20 protein-coding genes are annotated in these 21,066 nt (G+C 66.5%); 15 read left to right on the top strand and 5 right to left on the bottom strand.

All coding sequences use genetic code 11. The features are described from left to right. Position 1: 1 nt before the first annotated feature. On the bottom strand, positions 2 to 1,513 hold the full coding sequence (locus tag DJ029_RS01950) for a malonate--CoA ligase (protein ID WP_112320637.1): 1,512 nt from the start codon (positions 1,511 to 1,513) through the stop codon (positions 2 to 4). Further along, complete coding sequence (locus DJ029_RS01945; protein WP_232822933.1) at positions 1,510 to 2,796, bottom strand: malonyl-CoA decarboxylase; 1,287 nt, start codon at positions 2,794 to 2,796, stop codon at positions 1,510 to 1,512. The genes DJ029_RS01950 and DJ029_RS01945 overlap by 4 nt, the downstream gene beginning before the upstream one ends. Positions 2,797 to 3,079: 283 nt before the next feature. Here DJ029_RS01945 and DJ029_RS01940 point away from each other — a divergent pair, with 283 nt between their 5' ends. From DJ029_RS01940 to DJ029_RS01920, 5 genes are all read left to right on the top strand, one after another. Continuing rightward, on the top strand, positions 3,080 to 4,315 hold the full coding sequence (locus DJ029_RS01940) for a metal-dependent hydrolase family protein (RefSeq protein ID WP_157966231.1): 1,236 nt from the start codon (positions 3,080 to 3,082) through the stop codon (positions 4,313 to 4,315). 234 nt (positions 4,316 to 4,549) lie between these two features. Then, positions 4,550 to 5,542 (top strand): TRAP transporter substrate-binding protein, encoded by a 993-nt coding sequence (locus DJ029_RS01935; RefSeq protein ID WP_157966230.1) that lies wholly within the window; start codon positions 4,550 to 4,552, stop codon positions 5,540 to 5,542. A gap of 70 nt (positions 5,543 to 5,612) precedes the next feature. Beyond that, positions 5,613 to 6,137 carry a TRAP transporter small permease subunit gene (locus DJ029_RS01930; RefSeq protein ID WP_112320633.1) on the top strand — a complete coding sequence of 175 codons (525 nt, stop codon included), beginning with the start codon at positions 5,613 to 5,615 and terminating at the stop codon, positions 6,135 to 6,137. Positions 6,138 to 6,150: 13 nt separating this feature from the next. Then, entirely contained in the window at positions 6,151 to 7,464 is a 1,314-nt protein-coding gene (locus tag DJ029_RS01925; RefSeq protein WP_112320632.1) for a TRAP transporter large permease, read from the top strand. A 2-nt stretch (positions 7,465 to 7,466) separates the two neighbouring features. After that, positions 7,467 to 7,961 (top strand): GAF domain-containing protein, encoded by a 495-nt coding sequence (locus DJ029_RS01920; RefSeq protein ID WP_112320631.1) that lies wholly within the window; start codon positions 7,467 to 7,469, stop codon positions 7,959 to 7,961. A gap of 97 nt (positions 7,962 to 8,058) precedes the next feature. Here DJ029_RS01920 and DJ029_RS01915 read toward each other — a convergent pair whose 3' ends face one another. Continuing rightward, positions 8,059 to 8,715 carry a GntR family transcriptional regulator gene (locus tag DJ029_RS01915; RefSeq protein WP_112320630.1) on the bottom strand — a complete coding sequence of 219 codons (657 nt, stop codon included), beginning with the start codon at positions 8,713 to 8,715 and terminating at the stop codon, positions 8,059 to 8,061. A gap of 352 nt (positions 8,716 to 9,067) precedes the next feature. Between DJ029_RS01915 and DJ029_RS22045 the strand changes: the two genes are divergently transcribed. The 3 genes from DJ029_RS22045 (at position 9,068) to proC (ending at position 12,401) form a co-directional block, all read left to right on the top strand. Beyond that, positions 9,068 to 10,081: a CobW family GTP-binding protein gene (locus tag DJ029_RS22045; protein ID WP_232822932.1), complete on the top strand. Its 1,014-nt coding sequence runs from the start codon at positions 9,068 to 9,070 to the stop codon at positions 10,079 to 10,081. Positions 10,082 to 10,215: 134 nt separating this feature from the next. Further along, the gene (locus DJ029_RS01905) at positions 10,216 to 11,571 is read left to right on the top strand and encodes an NAD(P)/FAD-dependent oxidoreductase (protein ID WP_112320628.1); all 1,356 of its coding nucleotides are present in this window, start codon (positions 10,216 to 10,218) and stop codon (positions 11,569 to 11,571) included. Further along, positions 11,571 to 12,401, top strand: a complete 831-nt coding sequence (gene proC, locus DJ029_RS01900; protein WP_112320627.1) for a pyrroline-5-carboxylate reductase — start codon at positions 11,571 to 11,573, stop codon at positions 12,399 to 12,401. Before DJ029_RS01905 ends, proC begins: the two co-directional genes overlap by 1 nt. A gap of 55 nt (positions 12,402 to 12,456) precedes the next feature. Here the strand turns inward: proC and DJ029_RS01895 are convergent, their stop codons facing one another. Together DJ029_RS01895 and DJ029_RS01890 are read right to left on the bottom strand one after the other, a co-directional pair. After that, the gene (locus tag DJ029_RS01895; RefSeq protein WP_198671026.1) at positions 12,457 to 13,347 is read right to left on the bottom strand and encodes an SDR family NAD(P)-dependent oxidoreductase; all 891 of its coding nucleotides are present in this window, start codon (positions 13,345 to 13,347) and stop codon (positions 12,457 to 12,459) included. Further along, on the bottom strand, positions 13,344 to 14,270 hold the full coding sequence (locus DJ029_RS01890) for an NAD-dependent epimerase/dehydratase family protein (RefSeq protein ID WP_112321305.1): 927 nt from the start codon (positions 14,268 to 14,270) through the stop codon (positions 13,344 to 13,346). Before DJ029_RS01890 ends, DJ029_RS01895 begins: the two co-directional genes overlap by 4 nt. Positions 14,271 to 14,516: 246 nt before the next feature. Between DJ029_RS01890 and DJ029_RS01885 the strand changes: the two genes are divergently transcribed. The 7 genes from DJ029_RS01885 (at position 14,517) to DJ029_RS01855 (ending at position 21,064) form a co-directional block, all read left to right on the top strand. Next, the gene (locus DJ029_RS01885) at positions 14,517 to 15,719 is read left to right on the top strand and encodes an ABC transporter substrate-binding protein (protein ID WP_112320626.1); all 1,203 of its coding nucleotides are present in this window, start codon (positions 14,517 to 14,519) and stop codon (positions 15,717 to 15,719) included. Positions 15,720 to 15,842: 123 nt separating this feature from the next. Next, on the top strand, positions 15,843 to 16,130 hold the full coding sequence (locus DJ029_RS01880) for a DUF1330 domain-containing protein (protein WP_112320625.1): 288 nt from the start codon (positions 15,843 to 15,845) through the stop codon (positions 16,128 to 16,130). Continuing rightward, positions 16,130 to 16,885, top strand: a complete 756-nt coding sequence (locus DJ029_RS01875) for an ABC transporter ATP-binding protein (RefSeq protein ID WP_112320624.1) — start codon at positions 16,130 to 16,132, stop codon at positions 16,883 to 16,885. The genes DJ029_RS01880 and DJ029_RS01875 overlap by 1 nt, the downstream gene beginning before the upstream one ends. Positions 16,886 to 16,949: 64 nt before the next feature. Beyond that, a complete protein-coding gene (locus DJ029_RS01870) occupies positions 16,950 to 17,585 on the top strand; it encodes an ABC transporter ATP-binding protein (protein ID WP_112321304.1) in 636 nt (211 codons plus the stop codon). A 1-nt stretch (position 17,586) separates the two neighbouring features. Next, on the top strand, positions 17,587 to 19,530 hold the full coding sequence (locus DJ029_RS22450) for an ABC transporter permease (RefSeq protein ID WP_112320623.1): 1,944 nt from the start codon (positions 17,587 to 17,589) through the stop codon (positions 19,528 to 19,530). Next, on the top strand, positions 19,527 to 20,276 hold the full coding sequence (locus tag DJ029_RS01860; RefSeq protein WP_112320622.1) for an SDR family NAD(P)-dependent oxidoreductase: 750 nt from the start codon (positions 19,527 to 19,529) through the stop codon (positions 20,274 to 20,276). Before DJ029_RS22450 ends, DJ029_RS01860 begins: the two co-directional genes overlap by 4 nt. Further along, the gene (locus DJ029_RS01855) at positions 20,273 to 21,064 is read left to right on the top strand and encodes an SDR family NAD(P)-dependent oxidoreductase (RefSeq protein WP_112320621.1); all 792 of its coding nucleotides are present in this window, start codon (positions 20,273 to 20,275) and stop codon (positions 21,062 to 21,064) included. Before DJ029_RS01860 ends, DJ029_RS01855 begins: the two co-directional genes overlap by 4 nt. Positions 21,065 to 21,066 lie beyond the last annotated feature (2 nt).

The raw sequence follows: 21,066 nt of genomic DNA, 5'->3' as shown, positions 1-21,066 counted from the left end.
TTCAGCCCTTATAGCTCGTACGCAGGACGTTCTTTTGCACCTTGCCCATGGTGTTGCGCGGCAGCGCCTCCACGATGCGATAGACCTTCGGATGCTTGAAGCGGGCCAGCGTGGCGGCTGCGGCTTGCAAAGCGTCCTCTGTCACCTGCGCGTCGGGGCGCGGCACCACGTCGGCGATGATACGCTCGCCGAAATCTGGGTCGGGCACGCCGTAGACGGCGCTTTCGGCCACGCCGGGGACGGCGTTCAGCACATCCTCGATTTCCTTGGGATAAACGTTCAGCCCGCCGGTGATGATCAGGTCCTTCTGGCGGCCGACGATGGACAGGTAGCCCTCCGCATCCAGCTGGCCGAGGTCCCCGGTGATGAAGAAGCCGTCCTCGCGCATTTCCTCGGCCGTTTTCTCGGGCATCTGCCAGTAGCCCTTGAAGACGTTGGGGCCGCGCACTTCGACCATGCCGACGCTGCCTTGGGGCACGGGTGCGCCGCTTTCGGGGTCCGTCAGGCGGATTTCCACGCCGGGCAGGGGATGGCCGACGGTGCCGGGCTTGCGCGCGCCCTCGTAGGGGTTGGAGGTGGTCATGTTGGTTTCCGTCATGCCGTAGCGCTCAAGGATCTGGTGCCCGGTGCGCGCGCTGAAGGCCGTGTGGGTTTCCGCCAGCAAAGGCGCGCTGCCAGAGATGAACAACCGCATGTTCGCCGCCCGCTCCGCCGTCAGGCGCGCATCGCCCAGAAGCCGGGTGTAGAAGGTCGGCACGCCCATCAGCACGGTGGACTCCGGCATCGCGTCAAGGATGGCGTCCAGGTCGAAACCGTTCAGGAAGCGCACCTGCCCCCCGGCCAGCAGGAAGGTGTTCATCGCCACGAACAGCCCGTGGGTGTGAAAGATCGGCAACGCGTGGATCAGCCTGTCGTCGCTGGTGATGCGCCACAGGTCCACCAGCGCGCGGGTGTTGGACAGCAGGTTGTCATGGGTTAGCATCGCCCCCTTGGAGCGCCCCGTCGTGCCCGAGGTATAAAGCAGCGCCGCCAGGTCGTCCGGCCCGCGTGGCACGGTGTCGAAACTGTCGGGCTGGCCCTGCATCCGCTCGGCCAGGGTGCCGGAGCCGTCCGCGTTCAGCGTCAGGACGGTGCCGCCCTCCGCCTCGGCCAGGGGGCGCAGGGCGTCGGCCATGTCGCTGGTGCAGACGACCAGCTTAGGGGCGGCGTCGGCGATGAAATAGCTGACCTCGTCAAGGCGATAGGCGGTATTCAGCGGCAGGAACACCGCCCCCGCCTGGATCGCGGCGGCGTAGAGCGCCAGCATTTCCGAGCGTTTCGGCGCCTGTACCAGGACCCGGTCGCCGGGCGTGACGCCGCTGGCCACCAGCACATGGGCCAGCCGGGCCGCCTGTGCGAGGAAGTCCTCGAAGGACACCTCTGCCGGGCTGCCGGGTTCGCTCAGGTGCAGGAACGGCGTCTTGCGCGCGCGGTGGGGGGCGAGCAGCGCATCGAAAAGCGTGTTGGTCGTCATGGTCCGTCTTTCCTGCGGGCGGTGGCCTGGTCCGCCGCCTTCTGTCTGGCCGGCTTCTGCCGGGCCGCCTTCTGTCTGATCGTGCGGGAGGCGGGCAGCGCCTCCCCTCGGACGAAGGTTTCGTGGTTCTGGCTGATTTCCGCAAGGTCATAGAGGTAGTTGACCATCGCCCCGCTGGACTGGCGCAGCCCGTTTTCCGAGGTGTCCGCCCCGGCGTGCACATCCTGCACCAGCGCGCCGTTGCCGAGGTGGAAGCGTTCCACCGGGTCCAGCGGCGCGCCGTTCGGGGTGCGGGCCTCCAGCAGGTAGCGCGCGGCCATATGCTCGACATCCTCTGCGCGGGCGGTGCCGGACAGGACCGCCCCGGCGGTGTCGTCGCCGTCATGCGCGCGCAGCCAGGCGTTCAGGCCGGGGATGGGCGAGAGGGTGACGAAGGTCTTCAGCTGCGGCAGCTCGGCGCTGAGTTCGCCGACCACCTGCTTGATCAGCATATTGCCGAAGGAAATCCCCTTCAGGCCCCGCTGGCAGTTGGAGATGGAGTAGAACACCGCGACGCTCGTCTCTTCCGGGTTCGAGGGCGGGCGATCCCCGCTCAGGACCGCCTGGATCGAGTCCGGGATCGTGCGTGTCAGCGCCACCTCGACGAAGATCAGCGGCTCGTCCGGCATCGTGGGGTGGAAGTACGCGAAACAGCGCCGGTCGGGCGGATGCAGGCGGCGGCGCAGGTCGTCCCAGTCGTTGATCGCGTGCACCGCCTCATAGGCGACGATCTTTTCCAGGATGCTGGCGGGGGTTTCCCAGCTGATCTGGCGCAAGACCAGGAAGCCGCGGTTGAACCAGCTGCGCAGGAGGTGGACGAAATCGAAGTCCGTGCGCTTCAGGTCCGCATCCTCGCGCAGGAACTCCAGCAGGTCCACGCGCATCCGCACCAGTGCCGCCGTCGCGCCGAAGGACTGGTTCAGGCGGCGCAGCAGTTCCTGCCGGCGCGGCTCGCTGGCGCGGGTCAGGGCGCGGTAATCCTCTGGCGTCCCGGTCTTCGCGTAAGCGCCGGCCAGTGTCGCGACCTCGGCTGGGTCCAGTTCCAGACGGTCGTTGAGGTAGTGGAAGAAGGCGCGCTTCTGCTCCCGCTCCAGCGCCTCGTAGGTGTCGAGGATCGTCTGCGCCAGCCGGATGCCCGAAACCTCGCCCTCCTCGGTCAGAAGGGCGGTGCACATGTCCTCGATCGTGCGGGCCGGGTCCGCCCGCCCGGGCAGCCTGCGCCGCTCGAAAAGGGAGCTCAGCATATCGCCGAGAAGGGATGGTTGACGTGCCATGAGCGATAGCTAAGCGCGACGCGCCATGCGGACAACCCTTGCCGGCGATGCGCCGCCCCTGTCTGCGAGCACGCCTGGGGCCTGGGCAAAGATCCCTGTCGCCGCCTTGACAAATGAATACGATAATTCCAGAACGTATACCAAATGAGGCAGTGCTGCGATGGGTACGCCCTGCGCCGCCGAAGTAACGCTACGGCAAGCAAAGCGCCAGAGGCGCGTGCCGCCATCGCAAGGGACAGGAAAGGACGCAATCGTGACAGCGATCATCTTCAGCGGCGGCAAGCTGCTCGACCCGAGGCAGCCCGAACTGGTCGAAGGGCTCGACCTGCTGATCGAGGACGGGCTGGTCAAGGAAGTGTCCGACACCCCGATCAAGAGCGACAGCGCCGCGCGCATCGACGTGGGCGGGCGCACAATCTGCCCCGGCCTGATCGACACCCACGTCCACATGTTCATGAACGAGATGAACCTCGGCCTCGCGCGGACCGTGCCGATCACCTACGCCTCGGCGAAGGCGGCGTTCGTGCTGAAGGGGATGCTGATGCGCGGCTTCACCTCCGTCCGGGACATGGCGGGGGGCGACTTCGGGATGCGCAACGCATCTGAGGCGGGGTACATCGACACGCCGCGCCTGTTCGTTTCGGGGCGCTCGATTTCCCAGACCGGCGGACACGGGGATTTCCGCGAGGCGAGTGTCACGACCGAGGATTACGCCTGCTGTTCCACGTCTGAGCTGTTCTCCATCATCGCGGATGGTCTGCCGGAGGTGCTGAAGGCAGTACGGGACGAGCTGCGCAAGGGCGCGGACCAGATCAAAGTCATGCTCAGCGGCGGCGTCGCCTCGCCCAACGATCCGCTGAACAGCCTTCAGTACCGCTCGGACGAGATCGAGGCGATCGTGGAAGAGGCGCAGCGCTGGGGCGTCTACGTCGCGGGCCACGCCTATTCCGATGACGCGATCCGCCGCGGGCTGGCCGCCGGGCTGCGCACCATCGAGCACGGCAACTTCATCAAGCCCGACACCGCCGCCTACATGGCCGAGCGGGACGCCTACCTCGTGCCGACGCTGATCACCTACGAGATCACGAAGCGCCTTGGCGCGGCGTCGGGCAAGTCCGAGGTCAGCCGTGCGAAGAACGACATCGTCCATGCCGCCGGGCTGGAATCGCTGGAGATCTGCAAGGCCGCCGGTGTGCCCATCGGCTACGGCACGGACCTGTCGATGCACACCCAGCAATGGCAGTGCGACGGGCTGGCGTTGCAGGCCGAAGTCCTGTCCCCGCAGGGCGCAATCGCGGCGGCGACGATCACCAACGCGCGCATCCTGCGCCAGGAAGGCAAGCTGGGCGAGCTGATCCCCGGCGCGCATGCCGATCTGCTGGTGGTGGACGGCGATCCCTACAAGGACCTGTCGGTCTTTGCCGAGGGCGGGCCGAACCTGAACGTCATCATGAAGGGCGGCACCTTCTACAAGAACACGCTGAGTTGACCGGAAGCCGGGCCCTGACGGGTCCGGCTTTCGCGCACCTTGGGCCCGGGGTCCGCCGCGCCCAATCCTTCGAGAAACACGGAAATCCTAAATCGTATACGTATTGACAACAGCGTATACTAAACTCAGACTGGGCCGACTCGAACCATGCTGGCCAAAGCGGCTTTCAAGCGCGGGCGGGACAATCTTCGGCCGCAAAAGCCGAAGGTCATTGAAGAGAAGAGGGAGAAGACAATGACACGCATAGCAGACAAACTGACCACGCGCCTTTCGGTGGCCGCCCTGGTCCTTGCGGCGCTGGTCCAGCCCGCTGTCGCCCAGAACTGGGACATGAGCAACGAATTCCCAGGAACCTCGCTGCACGGGCAGGTCGCCGACTTCTTCGCCGCCGAACTGGCCGACAACAGCGAAGGCGAGATCGACGTGACCGTGCACCACGGCGGCGCGCTGGGCTACAAGACCATCGATCATTTCGACGCGGTCGGCGATGGCGCGATCCAGCTTGCCACCTCTCCCTTCTCGGCCTGGCTGGGGATCGACCCGATCTTCCAGCTGTCCGCGCTGCCCTTCCTTGCGCCCACCACGGCAGACGCGCGGCGTCTGTATGACCTGGCCAAGCCGGAATACGAGAAGGTTCTGGAAGACAACGGCCAGGTGTTCCTGTTCGCCACGCCCTGGCCGCCGTCCGGCCTGTGGGGCAACAAGGCGTTTGAAAGCGCTGCCGACCTGGAAGGCGTGAAGATCCGCACCTTCGACGTGACCGCGACCGAGCTTCTGAAGGGCGTTGGCGCGTTCCCGATCAAGCTGGCCTGGTCCGATGTGCCCGCGCAGCTGTCCACCAACGCGATCGACGCGGTTCTGACCTCGGCCAACGGCGGGGTGGGCGTGCAGCTGTGGGAGCTTCAGTCCCACTTCACGCAGGTGAACTACTCCTCCGGGCTTCAGGCCGTGCACATGAACCGCGACACCTGGGACGGGCTGAGCGAAGCGCAGCAGGCCGACGTTCTGGCCGCCGCCGAGGCCGCCGAAGCGCTGGGCTGGCAGCTGGCCGCGGACAGCATCGCCAAGGACTTCGCCGTGATGCGTGAAAACGACATGGAGGTCGTCGAAAGCGTTCCCGCCGAGTTCACCGCCTTCCTGAACGAGGCCGCAAGCCCCGTGGTCAGCGAATGGGCCGAAAAGATCGGCGAGCGGGCCGAGCGGATCCTGTCCGCCTACCGCCAGTAAGCGCGTAACCCTGTCCGGGGGGGGCGTTCGCCGCCCCCCGGCGCCCCCACACTCAGCAGGAGGCTTCGACGTGTCCCGTTTCTACCTTGCCGTTTACCGGATCTCGCAAGGATCGGCGATTATCGCCGCCGCCGCGCTGGTCGCGATGGTCGCCTTCATCGCCTACGAGATCGTGCTGCGGTACTTCTTTTCCACGTCGACATTCGTGCAGGACGAGTTCCTCGGCTACGGCCTGTCGGTCTGCATCGTCTGGTCGCTGGGCTACACGATGGAAAACGGCAGCATGATCCGCGTGAACCTGCTGAGCACGCGCCTGTCCTACAACCAGCAACGCTGGCTGGACGCCATCGGCGCGCTGGCGACCGGGGTGCTGGTGCTGGGGCTGGCCTGGATGTTCTGGGTCCGCGCCGCGCGCGCTTATGAGCGCGGCACCGTCTCGGCCACCTCGGCCGAGGTGCCGATCTGGATCCCCGAGTCGCTGATCCTGGTCGGCCTGCTCCTGTTCGCCCTGCAACTGGTGGCGCACGCGTTGCAACGCATCAACGATCATCCGTCACCCGCGCCGGGCATGGTCCTGGACCACCAAGAGCAATAAGGAGTTTCCTTTCATGGACGCACTTCTGGCGGCCTTTACCGTATTCGGCATTCTCATCGTCTTCCTGTCGGCGGGGCTTTGGGTGTTCGCCAGCATCGCGCTCGTCTCGGTCACCTCTTTGTGGCTGATCGGAGACATGAACCTCGCGCGGATCGGCACCATCACGGCGGCGATCGTGAACCGCTACGCCGCCGCCTGGGAACTGTCGGCGATCCCGATGTTCATCTGGATGGGCGAGATCGTCTTCCGCACCGATATCTCCATGCGGCTGTTCCGCGGCCTGTCCCCCTTCGTCAACATGATCCCGGGGCGCCTGCTGCACACCAACGTCATGGGCTGCACCATGTTCGCCGCCGTGTCCGGCTCGTCCACCGCGACGACGGCGACGGTGGGCAAGATCACCACGCGTGAGCTGTTCGGGCGCGGCTACGACAAGTCGCTGGCCATCGGCTCGCTCGCCGGGGCGGGCAGCCTGGGGCTGATGATCCCGCCGTCGCTGGTGATGATCGTCTACGGCATCCTGGCCGAGGAATCCGTCGCGCGCCTGTTCGCGGCCGGGGTCCTGCCGGGGCTGATGATTTCCGGCCTGTTCACCGGCTACATCGTGCTGCGCAGCCTGATGAACCCGTCGCTGGTGCCGGGTGAGCGGCAGCGCTACGGCTTGCGGGATTTCCTCGGGGCGTTCCTCGACCTGCTGCCGCTCTTGGTGCTGATGGTGATCGTCCTCGGCTCGATCTATTCCGGGATCGCCACCCCGTCCGAGGCGGCTGCCGTGGGTGTCTGCATGAGCCTGCTGATCGTCATCCTGACGGGGCAATTCTCGGTCCGGCTGATCACGGAGTCGCTGATGGGGGCGCTGCGCACCTCCACCATGATTTGCGTGCTGCTGATCGCGGCGGCGGTGCTGTCGACCACCATGGGCTTCCTGCACATCCCGGCCGACGTGGCCGCGGGGATCGCCAGCCTGAACCTGTCGCCCTGGGGACTGCTGGCGATCCTGTCGCTGTTCTACCTCGGGCTCGGGTTCCTGCTGGACGGCAACTCCATCGTGGTGATGAGCCTGCCCATCGCGCTGCCGCTGATCGTGCAGGCCGGGTTCGACCCGATCTGGTTCGGCGTCTACCTGGTCCTCATGATCGAGATGGCGGCGGTGACCCCGCCCATCGGCTTCAACCTGTTCGTGCTTCAGGGCGCGACGGGCTATCCGATCAGCCGGGTGGCGAAGGCGGCGTTCCCGTTCTTTGCGCTGATGGTCGTGGGCGTGCTGCTACTGGCGGTCTTTCCGCAGATCGCGCTCTGGTTCCCCAACCTGATCTACGGGCCGTGACCATGCGCAACACCGACCTTCCCGCGCTGGCCCTTCTGCCCCTGGCAGAGGCTGTCGCGGAAGCCCGGACGCCCGGTCCGATCCATGGCGCGGTTGCCGCGTTCTGCGAAGCGCGGTTCGGCTTCATGCTGCTGACCATCCTGCGGCATCTGCCCGACAGCCGCGAGATCGGGCGCGTCTTCAGCACCAACGAGGAGGTGTATCCCATCGGTGGGCGCAAGCCCATGGGCGACACCCCCTGGGGAGACGTGGTGCTGAAGGCGGGGCGGGTCTGGCTGGGCAACGGCGAGGCGGACATGCGCTGGGCCTACCCCGACGCGGAATTGTCGCTGAGCATGGGCCGGGATTCGAGCTTCTGCGCGCCGGTCCGCCACAAGGGGCGCACCATCGGCGTGCTGAACATGAGCGCGCGGCGCGACAGCTATGACCCGGCGGACGCCGAGCTTCTGAAGCTGGTCGCGTCCTTCCTGGTGCCCGCACTGTTGATGGAGGGGTGAGGCGCGCGCCAGCCCCCTGGCCGCCCCACGGGGCCGGAAACAAGAACGCCCGCCGGTGGTTCCGGCGGGCGTTCTGCATCTGGAGGACAGGCCGCGCCTAGACGGTGTCGCGGCGGCGCAGCCGGGCGGCGGTTTCCTTCTTGGACGTCTCGATATGGGCGCGCAGCAGGTCCACCGCGCCCGTGACGTCGCCGCTTTCGCAGGCCGAGAGGATCGCGTGATGTTCCTCGTTGGGGCGGTCAAGCCCGCTCGCCTCGGTCATCAGCAGGCGCAGGGCGGGGCCCATGCGCTGCTGGATGTCGCGGATCATGTCCAGAAGCTGGGCGTTGCCGCAGGGCTCGTACAGGGCGTTGTGGAAGCTCTGGTTCATGCTGCTCCAATGCTCGACGGTCTCCACCTCTGCGTATTGCTTCAGCAGCGCGTGCATCACGTCGAAGTCGGACTGGATCATGTTCGGGATCGCCAGTTCCAGCGCCTTGCATTCCAGGGCGACGCGAATGTCCATCAGGTGCAGCAGCTCGGCGGCGCTCAGTTCGCGCACCATCGCGCCGCGGTTCTTGCGAAACAGCACGAAACCGTCCGCCTCCAGCTTCAGAAGCGCTTCGCGCACGGGGATCTTGCTGATTCCATGACGCTTGGCGATTTCATCCTGACGCAGCGGTTCCCCCGGCCGGATGGCGCCGGACAGGATCTCGTCCCGCAGGCTGTCATAGATCGGCTGGGAGGTCGTGGTCAGATGTGCCGGCTTTGTCATGTTGGCCCTTTGCTTTTCGCGCGAAATTCATTCTTCTAATTCGTATACTATTTGTAGCATATTTATACGAAACGCCAAGGCGTTGTTGTATTTTCGCCCCGGTGCCGCATGGAATATGGCAAGGCTGAGGAAGCCTAGCGACCTGAACCGGCTGGTCAATCCTCTCTGTCCCCGCAGAAGGGACGAGGGCGGACGGTTCTTGAGGGTGCCCCGCCGCCATGATACGCGGGCTGCTGTAGGTATACAAAGGCTCAGCATCGTATAATTCCAGCGGCAACGCGGGCGAAACAAGCCCTGCGCGCCATGTCGCGGAATGCGCCGGACTGGGCCACCAAGGAATGGGGGACACGCGATGTTCGGATCCACGCGCATACCGGTGGTCTTGCTGACTGGTCACCTTGGAAGTGGCAAGACGACCCTGCTGAACGACTACCTCTCGACGCCCGGGGTCGAACCCGCGCTGGTCATCGTCAACGAATTCGGAGAGGTCGGCCTGGACCACCAGCTGATGCGCCAGACCAGCGAAAACGTCGTCCTGCTGGAAAACGGCTGCATCTGCTGTTCGGTCCGCGGCGACCTGGTGGAGGCGCTGAAGGGCTTGCACGACGACTTGCGCGCGGGCCGGATCGAGCCGTTCTCGCGCGTGGTGATCGAAACCACCGGGCTGGCCGATCCGGTGCCGGTGGTGCACGGGATGATGAACGACTTCCAGGTGATGCTGGCCTTCGAGCTGACCGGCATCGTGACGCTGGTGGACGCGGTGAACGGCGCTTCGGTGCTGGAGCGCTATGCCGAGGCGGGGCGCCAGGTGGCACTGGCCGACCGGATCTGCATCACCAAGGCCGATATCGCCAAAGGTGACGCGTTGGAGATGTTGCGCGCCAACCTGCAACGGCTGAACCCGGGGGCTGAGATCATGCTGCGCAGCCTTGACCGGGTAGACCGGCAGTTGTTCGAAACCCGCACCGACGGTGCGGCGGACCGGCTGGACCCGGAATTCTGGCTGAGCCGCGCGAAATCATCTGTGCAATCGCTGCATGGCGGGGGCGGGAACATCGGCTCCACCGCGATCCTGCGCGACGCGCCGGTGACGTGGGATACCGTCTCTGGCTGGATCGACCGGCTGGTTGCCGCCCATGGGCCGAACCTGTTGCGGGTAAAAGGCCTGCTGAACATCGAGGGTGCCGAGCGCCCCTCCGTCATCCACGGCATCCAGCACCTGTTCCACCCGCCCGAGGAACTGGCCGACTGGCCCAGTGAGGACCGGCGCACGCGCATCGTCTGCATCTCGGACGGGGTGCCGGCGGAGGAGATCCACGCCCTGTTCGCCGAGGCGGAGGCCGAGGGCGAGCGCCTGCCCGCCTGAGCGGCGCCGCGCTCGAAACGGGCGGGCGGCAAGCCGCGGCGCATGCCGGATACGAGAGTTGCTAATCGTATACGATTATGTAAATACGGATACGACGCAAAGCAATCATCCCTCACGATCGGAGCACCCATCCCATGCCCTCAACCATCGTCATCGGAACCGGCATCATCGGGATCGCCACGGCCTATTACCTGGCGCGCACCCATGGCCACACCGACATCACCCTGGTCGACCGCGATCAGCCGATGGCCTTCACCTCGGCCCAGTCGGGCGAGAACTACCGCAACTGGTGGTCGCATCCCGCCATGGTCGCCTTCACCAACCGCAGTATCGACCTGATGGAAGAGATCGCCCGCGACTCCGGCAACCGGATCAACATGAACCGCCGGGGCTACGCCCTTGCCACCCGCGCGAAGGATATCGACCCGCTGGTCGCCCAGCTGCACGCCGGTTTCGAGGACCAGGCCGAGGCGTTGATCCGCTTCCACGACGGAACCGGCAGCGCCGCCTACCACGGCTTCGAGAAGCCCGACTGGGAAGGCGTGCCGGACGGTGTGGATATCCTGCAGGACCGCGCGCTCATCGCGAAGCACTTCCCGGGCTACGACCCGGAGGTGCGCGCCATCGTCCACGTGCGCCGGGGCGGCGATATCAGCGGCCAGCAGCTCGGCATGTACATGCTCGAATACCTCAAGCAGAACGGGCTGACCCGCATCACCGGTGAGGTCAGCGACATCCAGGCGGGCGACGGCTACCGCGTGCGGATCGAAACCGCCGACGGCCCGCTGGACGCGCGGGCGGACCAGCTCGTCAACGCCGCCGGCCCCTTCGCGGGCCGTATCGCCGCGATGCTCGGGGTCGAGTTGCCGGTCCAGAACGTCATGCACCAGAAGATCGCCTTCGAGGATCGCGAAGGCGCGGTTCCGCGCGCGCTGCCGTTTTCCATCGACCTCGACCCGCAGACCATCGACTGGACCGATGAGGAGCGGGAACTGCTCTTGCAGGACGAGGATGTCGCCTGGATGGCGCGGGAAATGCCGGGGGCGATTCATTGCCGACCAGACGGCGGAGACAAGGGAAGCTGGATCAAACTGGGCTGGGCGTATAACGAATCTGCAACTGAAGCGGATTGGCAGGTCACACTGGATGACAACTTCCCCGACATCGTGTTACGCGGTGCTTCACGGCTGACGCCCGCGCTCAAGACCTACATCGGGCAATTGCCCCGCAACATGCACCACTACGGCGGTTACTACACGATGACGAAGGAAAACTGGCCGCTGATCGGGCCCATGGGGCCCGAGGGGGCATACATGAACTGCGCCCTGTCCGGGTACGGCACCATGGCGGCCTGCGCCGCGGGCGAGCTGTGCGCGGCCTGGATCGCGGGCAGCGAGAAACCTGCCTACGCCGAGGGCTTCTCGCTGGCGCGTTACGGGGATGAGGCGCTGATGACCTCCATCCGCGAGGCGGGCAAAGGCCTGCTCTGATGATAAGGCGCCGCAATATTGTCCTCGTGGGAGCGGGGCGTATGGGCGGCGCTTTACTTACGGGGTGGTTGCGCGCGCTCGGTCCCGGCCACGACTATGTCGTGGTCGATCGCTCCAGCCGGGAGTTCCGGGGCGCTGTGCCCTCGGCGATACCCGATAACTACCGCCTTGACCGGGTAAGCTCTGTCGAGGCGGTGCCCAACGACAGGCGGGTCGATGCAGTGGTGCTGGCCACCAAGCCCCACCAGGTGGCGGAGGCCCTTGCGGGCCTGGAGCATTGCATCGAGCCCGAGACGGTGGCGATCTCCATCGCCGCGGGGATCGGCATCGACAGGATGCTGTCGGCCACGGACGCGACCCGCGCCATGGTGCGCGCGATGCCGAATATCGGCGCGATGCTGGGCCATTCCGCCAGCGCCGGTTTCGCCGCCGAGGGGGTGTCCCCTTCCCAGAAGGCCCTGGCCGAGGCTCTGTTCAAGGCCGTCGGCACTTTTGTCTGGGTCTCGCGAGAAGATGATCTGCACGCCGTCACCGCGCTTTCGGGCAGCGGCCCCGCCTATTACTTCGCGTTCTGCGAGGCGATGGCCGAAGCCGCGGTCGCCGAAGGCCTCTCGCGCGACGTGGCGAACGCGCTGGCCGCGGGAACTGTCGTCTCGGCTGGGCGGCTGCTGGAGGAAAACCCCGACCCGGCAGTCCTGCGAGAGACAGTGACAAGCCCCAATGGCACCACCGCCGCCGGGCTGGCCGCGCTGGGCGATTCCGACCAGCTGGTCCGCATGGCCGGCAAGGCGCTGGCCGCGGCGCGCAAACGCTCGATGGCGATGTCCTGAGGGGGTGGGGCGGCGGAACTGGCCCGCCCCCCTTGGGGGACAGGCCGGGTGCTGCTCAGTCCTTGGCGCCGCGCAGCTTGCTCGGCGTGTAGCCGTCGCATTCGATGATCGGCAGGTGGGTCCATTCGCGCCCGTCGGGCAGGCGCATCCAGGCCCCGGCGGTCATCACGCCGCCGTCCACCATGATCGTCTGGCCCGTGACCCAGCCCGACAGCGTATCCGACGCGAGGAAAAGCGCCGCCCCGGCGGAATCCGAGCCGAGCCCGAAGCGCCCGAGCGGGAACCAGCGTTCCATGTCGCCCCGGTTTTCCGCCGGCACCCGCGACTTCGCGGTGATCTGCGCGGAATCTGTCGTCTCCGGCGCGATGGCGTTGACGCGGATCCGGTCCTGGCCAAGCTCCACCGACAGGCTTTGCGTGAAGCCGGTGATCGCCGCGTTGTAGGCGGAATAGACCACGGTCATCGGAATGCCCCGGAACGCCTCGACCGTGGAGACGTTGATGATGCTGCCGCCGCCGGTTTCCTGCATCAGCGGGATCGCCGCCTTGGTGACGCGGAAGATGTGCATCAGGTTGATCTGGTGCAGGTCTTCCCACTGGTCCTCGGTCGAATCGACGAAGTAGGACTTGTAGCGCAGGAAATCGCCCACGTTGTTCATCAGCACGTCGAGGCGGCCATAACGCTCGCGGATCGTGTCGATGATGCGGGCGACGTCGGCCTTGTCGCGCACGTCCGCCTGTATCACCAGCGCGTCCGAGCCCAGGTCCTTCAGCGTGGCGGTCGTGTCAGCGACACGCTCGGCGTCGATCTCGGCCACGGCGACGCGCATTCCGGCGCGGGCGAACAGTTCCGCCGTGGCGCGCCCGATCCCCGCGCCGCCGCCGGTGATCAGGGCGACCTTGCCGGCAAGACCCAGCAGCGAGGTTTCGTTTTCAAGGGTGCTCATGCCGCTGCCCCTTCCTTCTCGGCGATGCCGACGACTTCACGCACGGCGCGGGCGATATCGCCGCGGTCATAGCCCAGAAGCGCCGTCTCGGCGGGGTCCGGCTCGTAGGACAGGGTGTTGCCCCGGCCCTGCACGATGAAGCGATCCGGCAGCAGCGGGTGCTCTTCATCGCGCGTTTCCACGGTCTGGTCGCTGCCCACGGCGTCGAACACCATCTGGAAGAAATCGCGGAAGCTCAGGTTCTCGTCCCCGATCAGGTAGGCCTTGCCGCTTTCGGCATTGCTGAGCGCGCCCGAAATCGCCTGAACCAGCGATTTCACGGACATGTAGTTGGTGCCGCCCGGAGGGGCCCATGCGCCGATCTCAGGCATCTTGCCACGGCCCCAATCGGCCAGGATCTGGTAACGCTTGGCCGGGATGCCGGGCAGTGCGCCGACGATCGAGGGTGGGTTCAGTGTGCAGACGTTGAAGCTGTCGTCCGCCAGCGCACGCGCGCCCTCGTCCGCCAGTTTCCGTGCGCGGACATAGGCGTCATGCTCGGCGATGTCCGGGCGCAACTGGTGGTAATAGCTGCCGAGCTGCACGAAACGGCGCACGCCGGCGCGCTTGGCGCGTTCGGCGAAATCGGGCACGCCGCCGATCTGCGTGCGCTGCCAGAAGGCGTCTTCGTCCACGTCCTTCGGGATGTGGCGAATGTCGTTCCCCGCCGCGAAGACGATCGAGTCGAACTGCGCCAGGTCAGCGTTATCGAAACCGCCATCGGAATAGTCGCCGAACAGGATCGGCATTCCGGCCATCGGCGTCGCCGGGGTGACCGGGTTGCGTGCGCCCAACGTGACCGAATGGCCTTCCGCCGCCAGTTGCATCGCCGCGTGGCCACCGATCATGCCGGTCCCGCCCACGATGAGTATTCGTTGTTTCATGCTGAAAGCCTCCATTCCTTACACGCGCGCGCCGGCATGTTTCGCCGGGCGCGCCTGGCAAGCGCCACCCTGAGCGCGGGGGGCGGCGGGCTCATCGTCCATATGGCCTAGGACTAGCGCTTGAGCTTGGGGCCCCGCTGGCGTTAGTCCCTTTGGACGATGCCGGTTCGAGGGTTGGCTGACAGGGTGAAGTCAAAGGCCGGAAAACCGCAAAACCCGAACCTGGCCATCAGACCGGAGGAAACCATGAAGAACCTTTTTGCCAGTGCTGCCGTGCTCGCCCTGACCGTGGGCGGCGCTTTCGCCGCCGACGGAGTCGTCAAGATCGGCGTTCTGAACGACCAGAGCACGTCGTTCTCCGCGCTCGGCGGGACCGAGGCGGTCGAGGCGGTCAAGCTCGCCATCGCGGACTTCGGCGGAGAGGTCCTGGGCCAGCCGATCGAGTTCGTTTCGGCGGACCACCAGAACAAGCCGGACGTCGCGCTGTCCATCGCGCGCGAGTGGCTGGACACGCAGGGCGTGGACCTGATCCTGGACGTACCGAACTCCGCCATCGCGCTGGGGCTGAACACGCTGATCGGCGAGAGCGAGAAGATGGGGATCTTCATCTCTCCGCTGACCGATCGCCCGACCGAAGCGGACTGCAACGGCCACGTGCTGGCCTGGGCCTATGACGCCTATTCGACCGTGGGAACGGCGGTGAACGCGCAGCTCGACAAGGGTTTCGAGAAGTTCTTCATCCTCTCCCCCGACTACGAGGCCGGCAAGGTCATGTCGAGCTGGGTGGAAACCGCTGTCGCCAATGGCGGCGGCGAGGTGGTCGGCAAGGTCGCCGCGCCGCTGGGCACCACCGACTTCTCGTCCTTCATCCTTCAGGCGCAGGCCTCCGGCGCGGATGTGATCCAGGTGAACCTGAACGGGTCCGAGCTGATCAACGCGCTGAAGCAGATCCAGGAATTCGGCCTGATCGACATGGGCCAGCGGGTCGCGGTGACCTTCCTGCACCAGTCCGACGCACGCTCCATCGGGGCCGAGTCGCTGCAGGGCATCCAGTTCGCCGCGCCGTGGTTCTGGACGCAGGACGACGAGTCCCGCGCTTTCGGTGAGCGGATGAAGGACATCACCGGCAACGCGCCGGGCTGGGTGGCCGCCGGCAACTATTCCGCCGCGACCGCCTACCTGAACGCGGTGCAGGCCGCCGGCAGCGATGACCCGGACGCGGTTTTCCAGGCCATGCAGGGCGCGGACCTGGACGACATGTTCGTGAAAAGCGGTGAGCTGCGCCCCAACGGCCGCCTGGTGCATGACATGTACCTGCTGGAAGTCCGCGACGCGGACGAGGTGGGCGACTCGCAGGAATACTTCCGCCTTGAGGCGACGGTTCCGGCTGATGAGGCGTTCCAGCCGCTCAGCGCCTCCGCCTGCCCGCTGGTCACCGCCAGCAACTAATTCCTCCCCAGGACGCCCCTCGGCCGTGATGCGGTCGGGGGGCATTTTTTTCTTCTGACGTCGGGGCGGTTCCGGCGATAGCCAGGGCTTTGCCTTGGGCATGCATGAGTGAGAGGCACGGCGATGGCCGGATATCTTGTATTCGACATAGAAATCACCGATCCGGAGGCGTGGGACGAATACCGGGCCGTCGCGGGGCCGGTGATGGAAGCGGCGGGCGGGCGGTTCGTGATGGCCAGCCGCCGGATCGAGCCGCTGGAAGGCGACTGGACCCCGGCAAGCCTGTCGGTGGTGGAATTCCCGAGCTATGAGGCGGCGCGCGATTTCTATCACTCGAAGGCCTACCAGGACCTGGTGCCAATGCGCGAGCGGGCCTCGCTCGGGCGGGGCGTATTGGTGGAAGGAGTGTGATGACACAAGATGCGATCATAGAGACCCGCGGCCTGGTGCGCCGTTTCGGCGGCTTTGCCGCTGTCGACGGGGTCGACCTGACCGTGGCGCGGAACTCGGTTCACGCGCTGATCGGGCCCAACGGCGCGGGCAAGACCACGGTGTTCAACCTGGTGTCGAAGTTCCTCGATCCGTCCGAGGGGCAGATCTTCTACAACGGGCGGGACATCACCAACACCAAGCCCGCCGACGTTGCGCGGCAGGGGATGGTGCGCTCGTTCCAGATCTCGGCGATCTTCGGGCGGATGACCGTGGCCGAAAACGTGCGCATCGCCTTGCAGCGTCCCACGGGTCTGTCCTTTTCGTTCTGGCGGGCGGACAGCGTGCTGGACAACCTGGCGGACCGGGTGGACGAGCTGCTCGATTCCGTCGGCCTGCTGGACTGGCGTGACCGTCCCGCCGCGGGCCTGTCCTACGGGCGCAAGCGGGCGCTGGAATTCGCTACGACCATGGCGCTGGACCCCGAGTTGATGCTGCTGGACGAGCCGATGGCCGGCCTTGGCCAGCAGGACGTCGTGCGGATCAGCGAGCTGATCGCAGAGCAGGCGAAGAACCGGACCATCCTGATGGTCGAGCACAATCTTTCCGTGGTCGCCGAACTGGCGGATCGCATCACCGTTCTGGCGCGGGGCAAGATCCTGGCCGAGGGCGACTACAAGTCCATCGCCGCCGATCCGGCGGTCATCGAGGCCTACATCGGGGACGACATTGACTGACTCAACCGTTCTGCAAGTGTCCGATCTGAAGGCGTGGTATGGCGAAAGCCAGGCCCTTCACGGCATGAATTTCGAGGTCCGCCGGGGCGAGGTCGTCTCGCTTCTGGGGCGCAACGGCGCGGGCAAATCCACCACCCTGCGCACCATCGTCGGGCTGATGCGCCGCTCCAGCGGCAGCGTGCGCCTGCACGGCGAGGAAATCCTCGGCCAAAGCCCGGAAAAGATCGCCCGGCGCGGCCTGGCCTGGTGCCCGGAAGAGCGGGGCATCTTCGCCAGCCTGTCCGTGGCCGAGAACCTGCACCTGCCCCCGGTCGTCAAGCCCGGCGGCATGACCGAGGACGAGCTGCTGAGCCTGTTCCCCAACCTGCGGGAACGCTGGCGCAGCTCTGGCGGGAAACTGTCGGGGGGCGAGCAGCAGATGCTGGCCATCGCCCGCATCCTGCGCACCGGCGCCGACATCCTGCTGCTGGACGAACCGACAGAGGGGCTGGCCCCGGTCATCGTCCAGCAGATCGCCGAGGTGGTGAAGGCCATGAAGGCGCGCGGCCTGACCGTGGTGCTGGTGGAGCAGAACTACCGTTTCGCCGCGCGGCTGGCGGACCGTCACTACGTCGTCGAGCATGGACAGGTCATCGACCAGATGGACCGCGCCGGGATCGAAAAAGACGGTAAACGCATCGAAAGCTATCTGAGGGCCTGACATGACCGAACTTCTGGGAGTCCCCCCCGCACTGCTGTTTGGGCAGGTTCTGATCGGCCTGATCAACGGGCTGTTCTACGCCATGATGAGCATGGGCGTGGCGATCATCTTCGGGATGCTGCGCATCGGGAACTTCGTGCATGGCGCGCAGTACATGCTGGGCGCATTCGGGGCCTGGTTCCTGGCCAGCCTGCCGCAACTGTTCCCGGGCCTCGGGCTGCCCTCGCTCGGCTACTGGTGGGCGCTGATCCTGGTGCCGCCGGCGGTGGCGGCCATCGGGGCGCTGACCGAGCGGTTGTTCATCCGCAAGGTCTATGACCTCGAACATGCCTACGGGCTGTTGCTGACCGTGGGTCTGGCCTTCGTGATCGAAGGGCTGTTCAACGTGAAATTCGGCGCGGCGGGCCAGCAGTACGGCGTGCCGGACGCGCTGAAGGGTGGCGTGAACCTGGGCTTCATGTTCCTGCCGATCTATCGCGTCTGGGTCATCGTGGCCGCGCTGGTCGTCTGTATCGCCACCTGGGTGGTGATCGAGCGCACCCGCCTTGGCGCCTACCTGCGCGCCGCGACGGAAAACCCCGACCTGGTGCGCGCCTTCGGCATCAACGTGCCGCGGATGCTGATGCTGACCTATGCCTTCGGCGTGGGCCTTGCGGGGCTGACCGGCGTCATGGCGGCGCCGATCTACCAGGTCAGCCCGCAGATGGGCCAGTCGGTGATCGTCATCATCTTCGCGATCGTTGTGATCGGGGGTATGGGCTCCATCGCGGGGGCCATCGTCAGCGGCATCGGCCTTGGCATCATCGAGGGTCTGACCAAGGTGTTCTGGCCCGAGGCGTCCTCGACCGTGATCTTCATCTGCATGGCGCTGGTCCTGATCCTGCGGCCCCAGGGGCTGTTCGGCAAGGACACCTCGGCCCATTCGGGGGCGGACATCACCACGGCGCGGCGTGAGAGCATCCTGGAAAACGGCCGCCTGTGGATCCCTGTGCTGGCAATCGTCGGGATCGTGCTGCCCTACCTGGTCTATCCCGTCTTCGCGATGAAGATCCTGTGCTTCGCGCTGTTCGCCTGTGCCTACAACCTGGTGTTCGGCTACCTCGGCCTGCTGGCCTTCGGGCACGCGGCCTTCTTCGGGGCGGCCGCCTATGGCGCGGCGCATATCGCCGCCGTCTGGGGCTGGTCGCCTGAACTCGCGATCCTCGGCGGTACGGCGCTGGCCACGGCCATCGGCGCGCTGTTCGGCTGGCTGGCGATCCGCCGGCAGGGGCTGTACTTCGCGATGATCACGCTGGCGCTGGCGCAGATCGTGTCCTTCTACGCGGTGCAGGCCGAGTGGACCCATGGCGAGGACGGCATCCAGTCCGTGCCGCGGGGCAAGCTGTTCGGCCTGATCGACCTGAACGACACGATGACGATGTACTTCTTCGTGCTGACCGTGTTCCTGCTGTGCTTCGCGTTCATCTATCGCCTGCTGCGCTCGCCCTTCGGGCAGGTGCTGCGCGCGATCCGCGACAACAACCAGCGGACGGTCTCGCTCGGCTACTCGGCGGATCGCTTCAAGCTGGTGGCCTTCACGATCTCGGCCATGCTGGCGGGTGTCGCGGGGGGCATGAAGGCGATCGTGTTCCAGATCGCCTCGCTGACGGACGTGCACTTCATGACCTCGGCGGATGCGCTGCTGATGACGCTGATCGGCGGGGTCGGCACGATCCTTGGCCCGGTCGTGGGCGCGGCCATCGTGGTGACGCTGCAGCGTGAGTTCGCGGAGTTCGGCGCTTGGGTGATCGTGGTGCAGGGCGCGGCCTTCGTGTTGTGCGTGCTGTTCCTGCGACAGGGCGTTGTCGGCACGGCGGAAAGCTGGCTGGGCCGCCGCGCCGAACGCCGGCGCGAGGCCGAGCTGGGCGCACCGGCCGCCGAGCCAAAGGAAGAGGCCGCGCAGTGAGTGCTGCCGTCGTGATCGGGGCGGGCCCAACGCTGGGCCTGTCGCTTGTCCGCGCCGCAGCCCGGGCCGGGCTGGCGACGGGTTTCGTCGCCCGCCGCGCCGAGGCGGTGAGCGGCTACGCGGAAACGCTGGCCGGTGAGGGGCTTGCGTGCACCGGGGCGGTTGGCGATGCCGCAGACCCCGCAAGCCTTGCAGCGGCGATGGACCGGCTTCAGGCGACGAACGGCGCGCCGGAGGTGCTGATTTACAACGCCGCCATCGTGGAGCCGTCGCGCTTCGTGACTCCTTCCGGGATCGAGAAGGCGGAATACTCCAGCGCGCCGGGCTGGAAGGCGCGCGGCGCGCCGATGGACGCCGCCGCGCTGACCGAGAGTTTTCGCACCAATGTCGAAGGCGCGCTCAGCGCGGCGCGGCATGTTGCGCCCGGCATGATCGAGCGCGGGCGCGGTACGATCCTGCTGACCGGCGGCGTCCTGGCCTTCGGTCCCTGGATCGAATGGGGGGCGGTATCCCTCGGGAAGGCTGCCCTGCGCAGTCTTGGCCATTCGCTGGCGCTGGAGCTGGGCCCGCTGGGCGTGCAGGTCTCCACCGTGGCGATCCACGGCACGATGGCGGCGGGGACGCCCTATGACCCTGATCGGGTTGCGGATTACTACATGGCGCTGCACCGACGCCCCGCTGCCGAATGGACGCCGGATGCGCATTTCAAGGCCGATGAGGCGGACGGAAAGGACCCGGACAGATGAGCGATATGCCCCTTCGATTTGACGGACGGACGGCCCTTGTCACGGGCGGCGCCAGCGGGATCGGAGAGGCAATCGCCACACGCCTTGCCGCCCTTGGCGCGCAGGTGGCGCTGGCGGACCGTAACGAAGAGGCGCTTGCCGCCGCCAAGGAGCGCACCGGCGCGCAAGCGGCGGTGCATGGCGATGTCAGCGACGCAAAGGCGGCCGAGACCATGGTCGCCGAAACCGCCGAAACGCTCGGCCCCGTCAGCCTGCTGGTAAACGCGGCGGGGATCGCGGATGCCTTCCAGCCCGCCCATGAATATGATCCGGACCGGTGGAGCCATATCCTCGACGTCAACCTGCGGGGCACCTATCACATGTGCCGCGCGGCGGCCCCGGCGATGCTGGCGGCGGGCAAGGGGGCGATGGTCAACATCTCCTCCATCGTGGGGATCAGCGCGTTTCCGGGGCGTTCCGCCTATGGCGTCAGCAAAGCGGGCGTGGACCATCTGACCAAGGCGCTGGCCTGTGACTGGGGGCCGTCCGGCGTGCGCGTGAACGCCATTGCGCCTGCCTACACCCGCACGCCGATGGTGCAGGACCTGATGGACCGCAAGGCCGTCGATTTCGACGAGATCGAGCGCCACACCCCCCTGCAACGCCTGGCCCTGCCGGACGAGATGGCACGTGCCGTGGCGTTCCTGCTGTCTGATTGGGCGTCCTACGTCACGGGCGTCGTGCTGCCGGTGGATGGCGGCTGGTCCGTGATGGGCGCGGCTGGGGATGTCATCCGCATCCCCGATTAGGA

Origin of the sequence: Oceanibium sediminis (genome assembly GCF_003265325.1) — a bacterium.
GTDB lineage: Bacteria > Pseudomonadota > Alphaproteobacteria > Rhodobacterales > Rhodobacteraceae > Halovulum > Halovulum sediminis.
Note: the sequence above shows the minus strand (reverse complement) of the source record. Positions and strands in the feature narration are given on the sequence as shown.

Coding starts and splice junctions, on each gene's coding strand:
- DJ029_RS01935 (WP_157966230.1), top strand. CDS start 4,550: ATGACACGCATAGCAGACAAACTGACCACGCGCCTTTCGGTGGCCGCC.
- DJ029_RS01890 (WP_112321305.1), bottom strand. CDS start 14,270: ATGAAACAACGAATACTCATCGTGGGCGGGACCGGCATGATCGGTGGC.
- DJ029_RS01920 (WP_112320631.1), top strand. CDS start 7,467: ATGCGCAACACCGACCTTCCCGCGCTGGCCCTTCTGCCCCTGGCAGAG.
- DJ029_RS01905 (WP_112320628.1), top strand. CDS start 10,216: ATGCCCTCAACCATCGTCATCGGAACCGGCATCATCGGGATCGCCACG.
- DJ029_RS22450 (WP_112320623.1), top strand. CDS start 17,587: ATGACCGAACTTCTGGGAGTCCCCCCCGCACTGCTGTTTGGGCAGGTT.
- DJ029_RS01925 (WP_112320632.1), top strand. CDS start 6,151: ATGGACGCACTTCTGGCGGCCTTTACCGTATTCGGCATTCTCATCGTC.
- DJ029_RS01870 (WP_112321304.1), top strand. CDS start 16,950: ATGAATTTCGAGGTCCGCCGGGGCGAGGTCGTCTCGCTTCTGGGGCGC.
- proC (WP_112320627.1), top strand. CDS start 11,571: ATGATAAGGCGCCGCAATATTGTCCTCGTGGGAGCGGGGCGTATGGGC.
- DJ029_RS01855 (WP_112320621.1), top strand. CDS start 20,273: ATGAGCGATATGCCCCTTCGATTTGACGGACGGACGGCCCTTGTCACG.
- DJ029_RS01895 (WP_198671026.1), bottom strand. CDS start 13,347: ATGAGCACCCTTGAAAACGAAACCTCGCTGCTGGGTCTTGCCGGCAAG.
- DJ029_RS01915 (WP_112320630.1), bottom strand. CDS start 8,715: ATGACAAAGCCGGCACATCTGACCACGACCTCCCAGCCGATCTATGAC.
- DJ029_RS01885 (WP_112320626.1), top strand. CDS start 14,517: ATGAAGAACCTTTTTGCCAGTGCTGCCGTGCTCGCCCTGACCGTGGGC.
- DJ029_RS22045 (WP_232822932.1), top strand. CDS start 9,068: ATGTTCGGATCCACGCGCATACCGGTGGTCTTGCTGACTGGTCACCTT.
- DJ029_RS01880 (WP_112320625.1), top strand. CDS start 15,843: ATGGCCGGATATCTTGTATTCGACATAGAAATCACCGATCCGGAGGCG.
- DJ029_RS01950 (WP_112320637.1), bottom strand. CDS start 1,513: ATGACGACCAACACGCTTTTCGATGCGCTGCTCGCCCCCCACCGCGCG.
- DJ029_RS01875 (WP_112320624.1), top strand. CDS start 16,130: ATGACACAAGATGCGATCATAGAGACCCGCGGCCTGGTGCGCCGTTTC.
- DJ029_RS01945 (WP_232822933.1), bottom strand. CDS start 2,796: ATGCTGAGCTCCCTTTTCGAGCGGCGCAGGCTGCCCGGGCGGGCGGAC.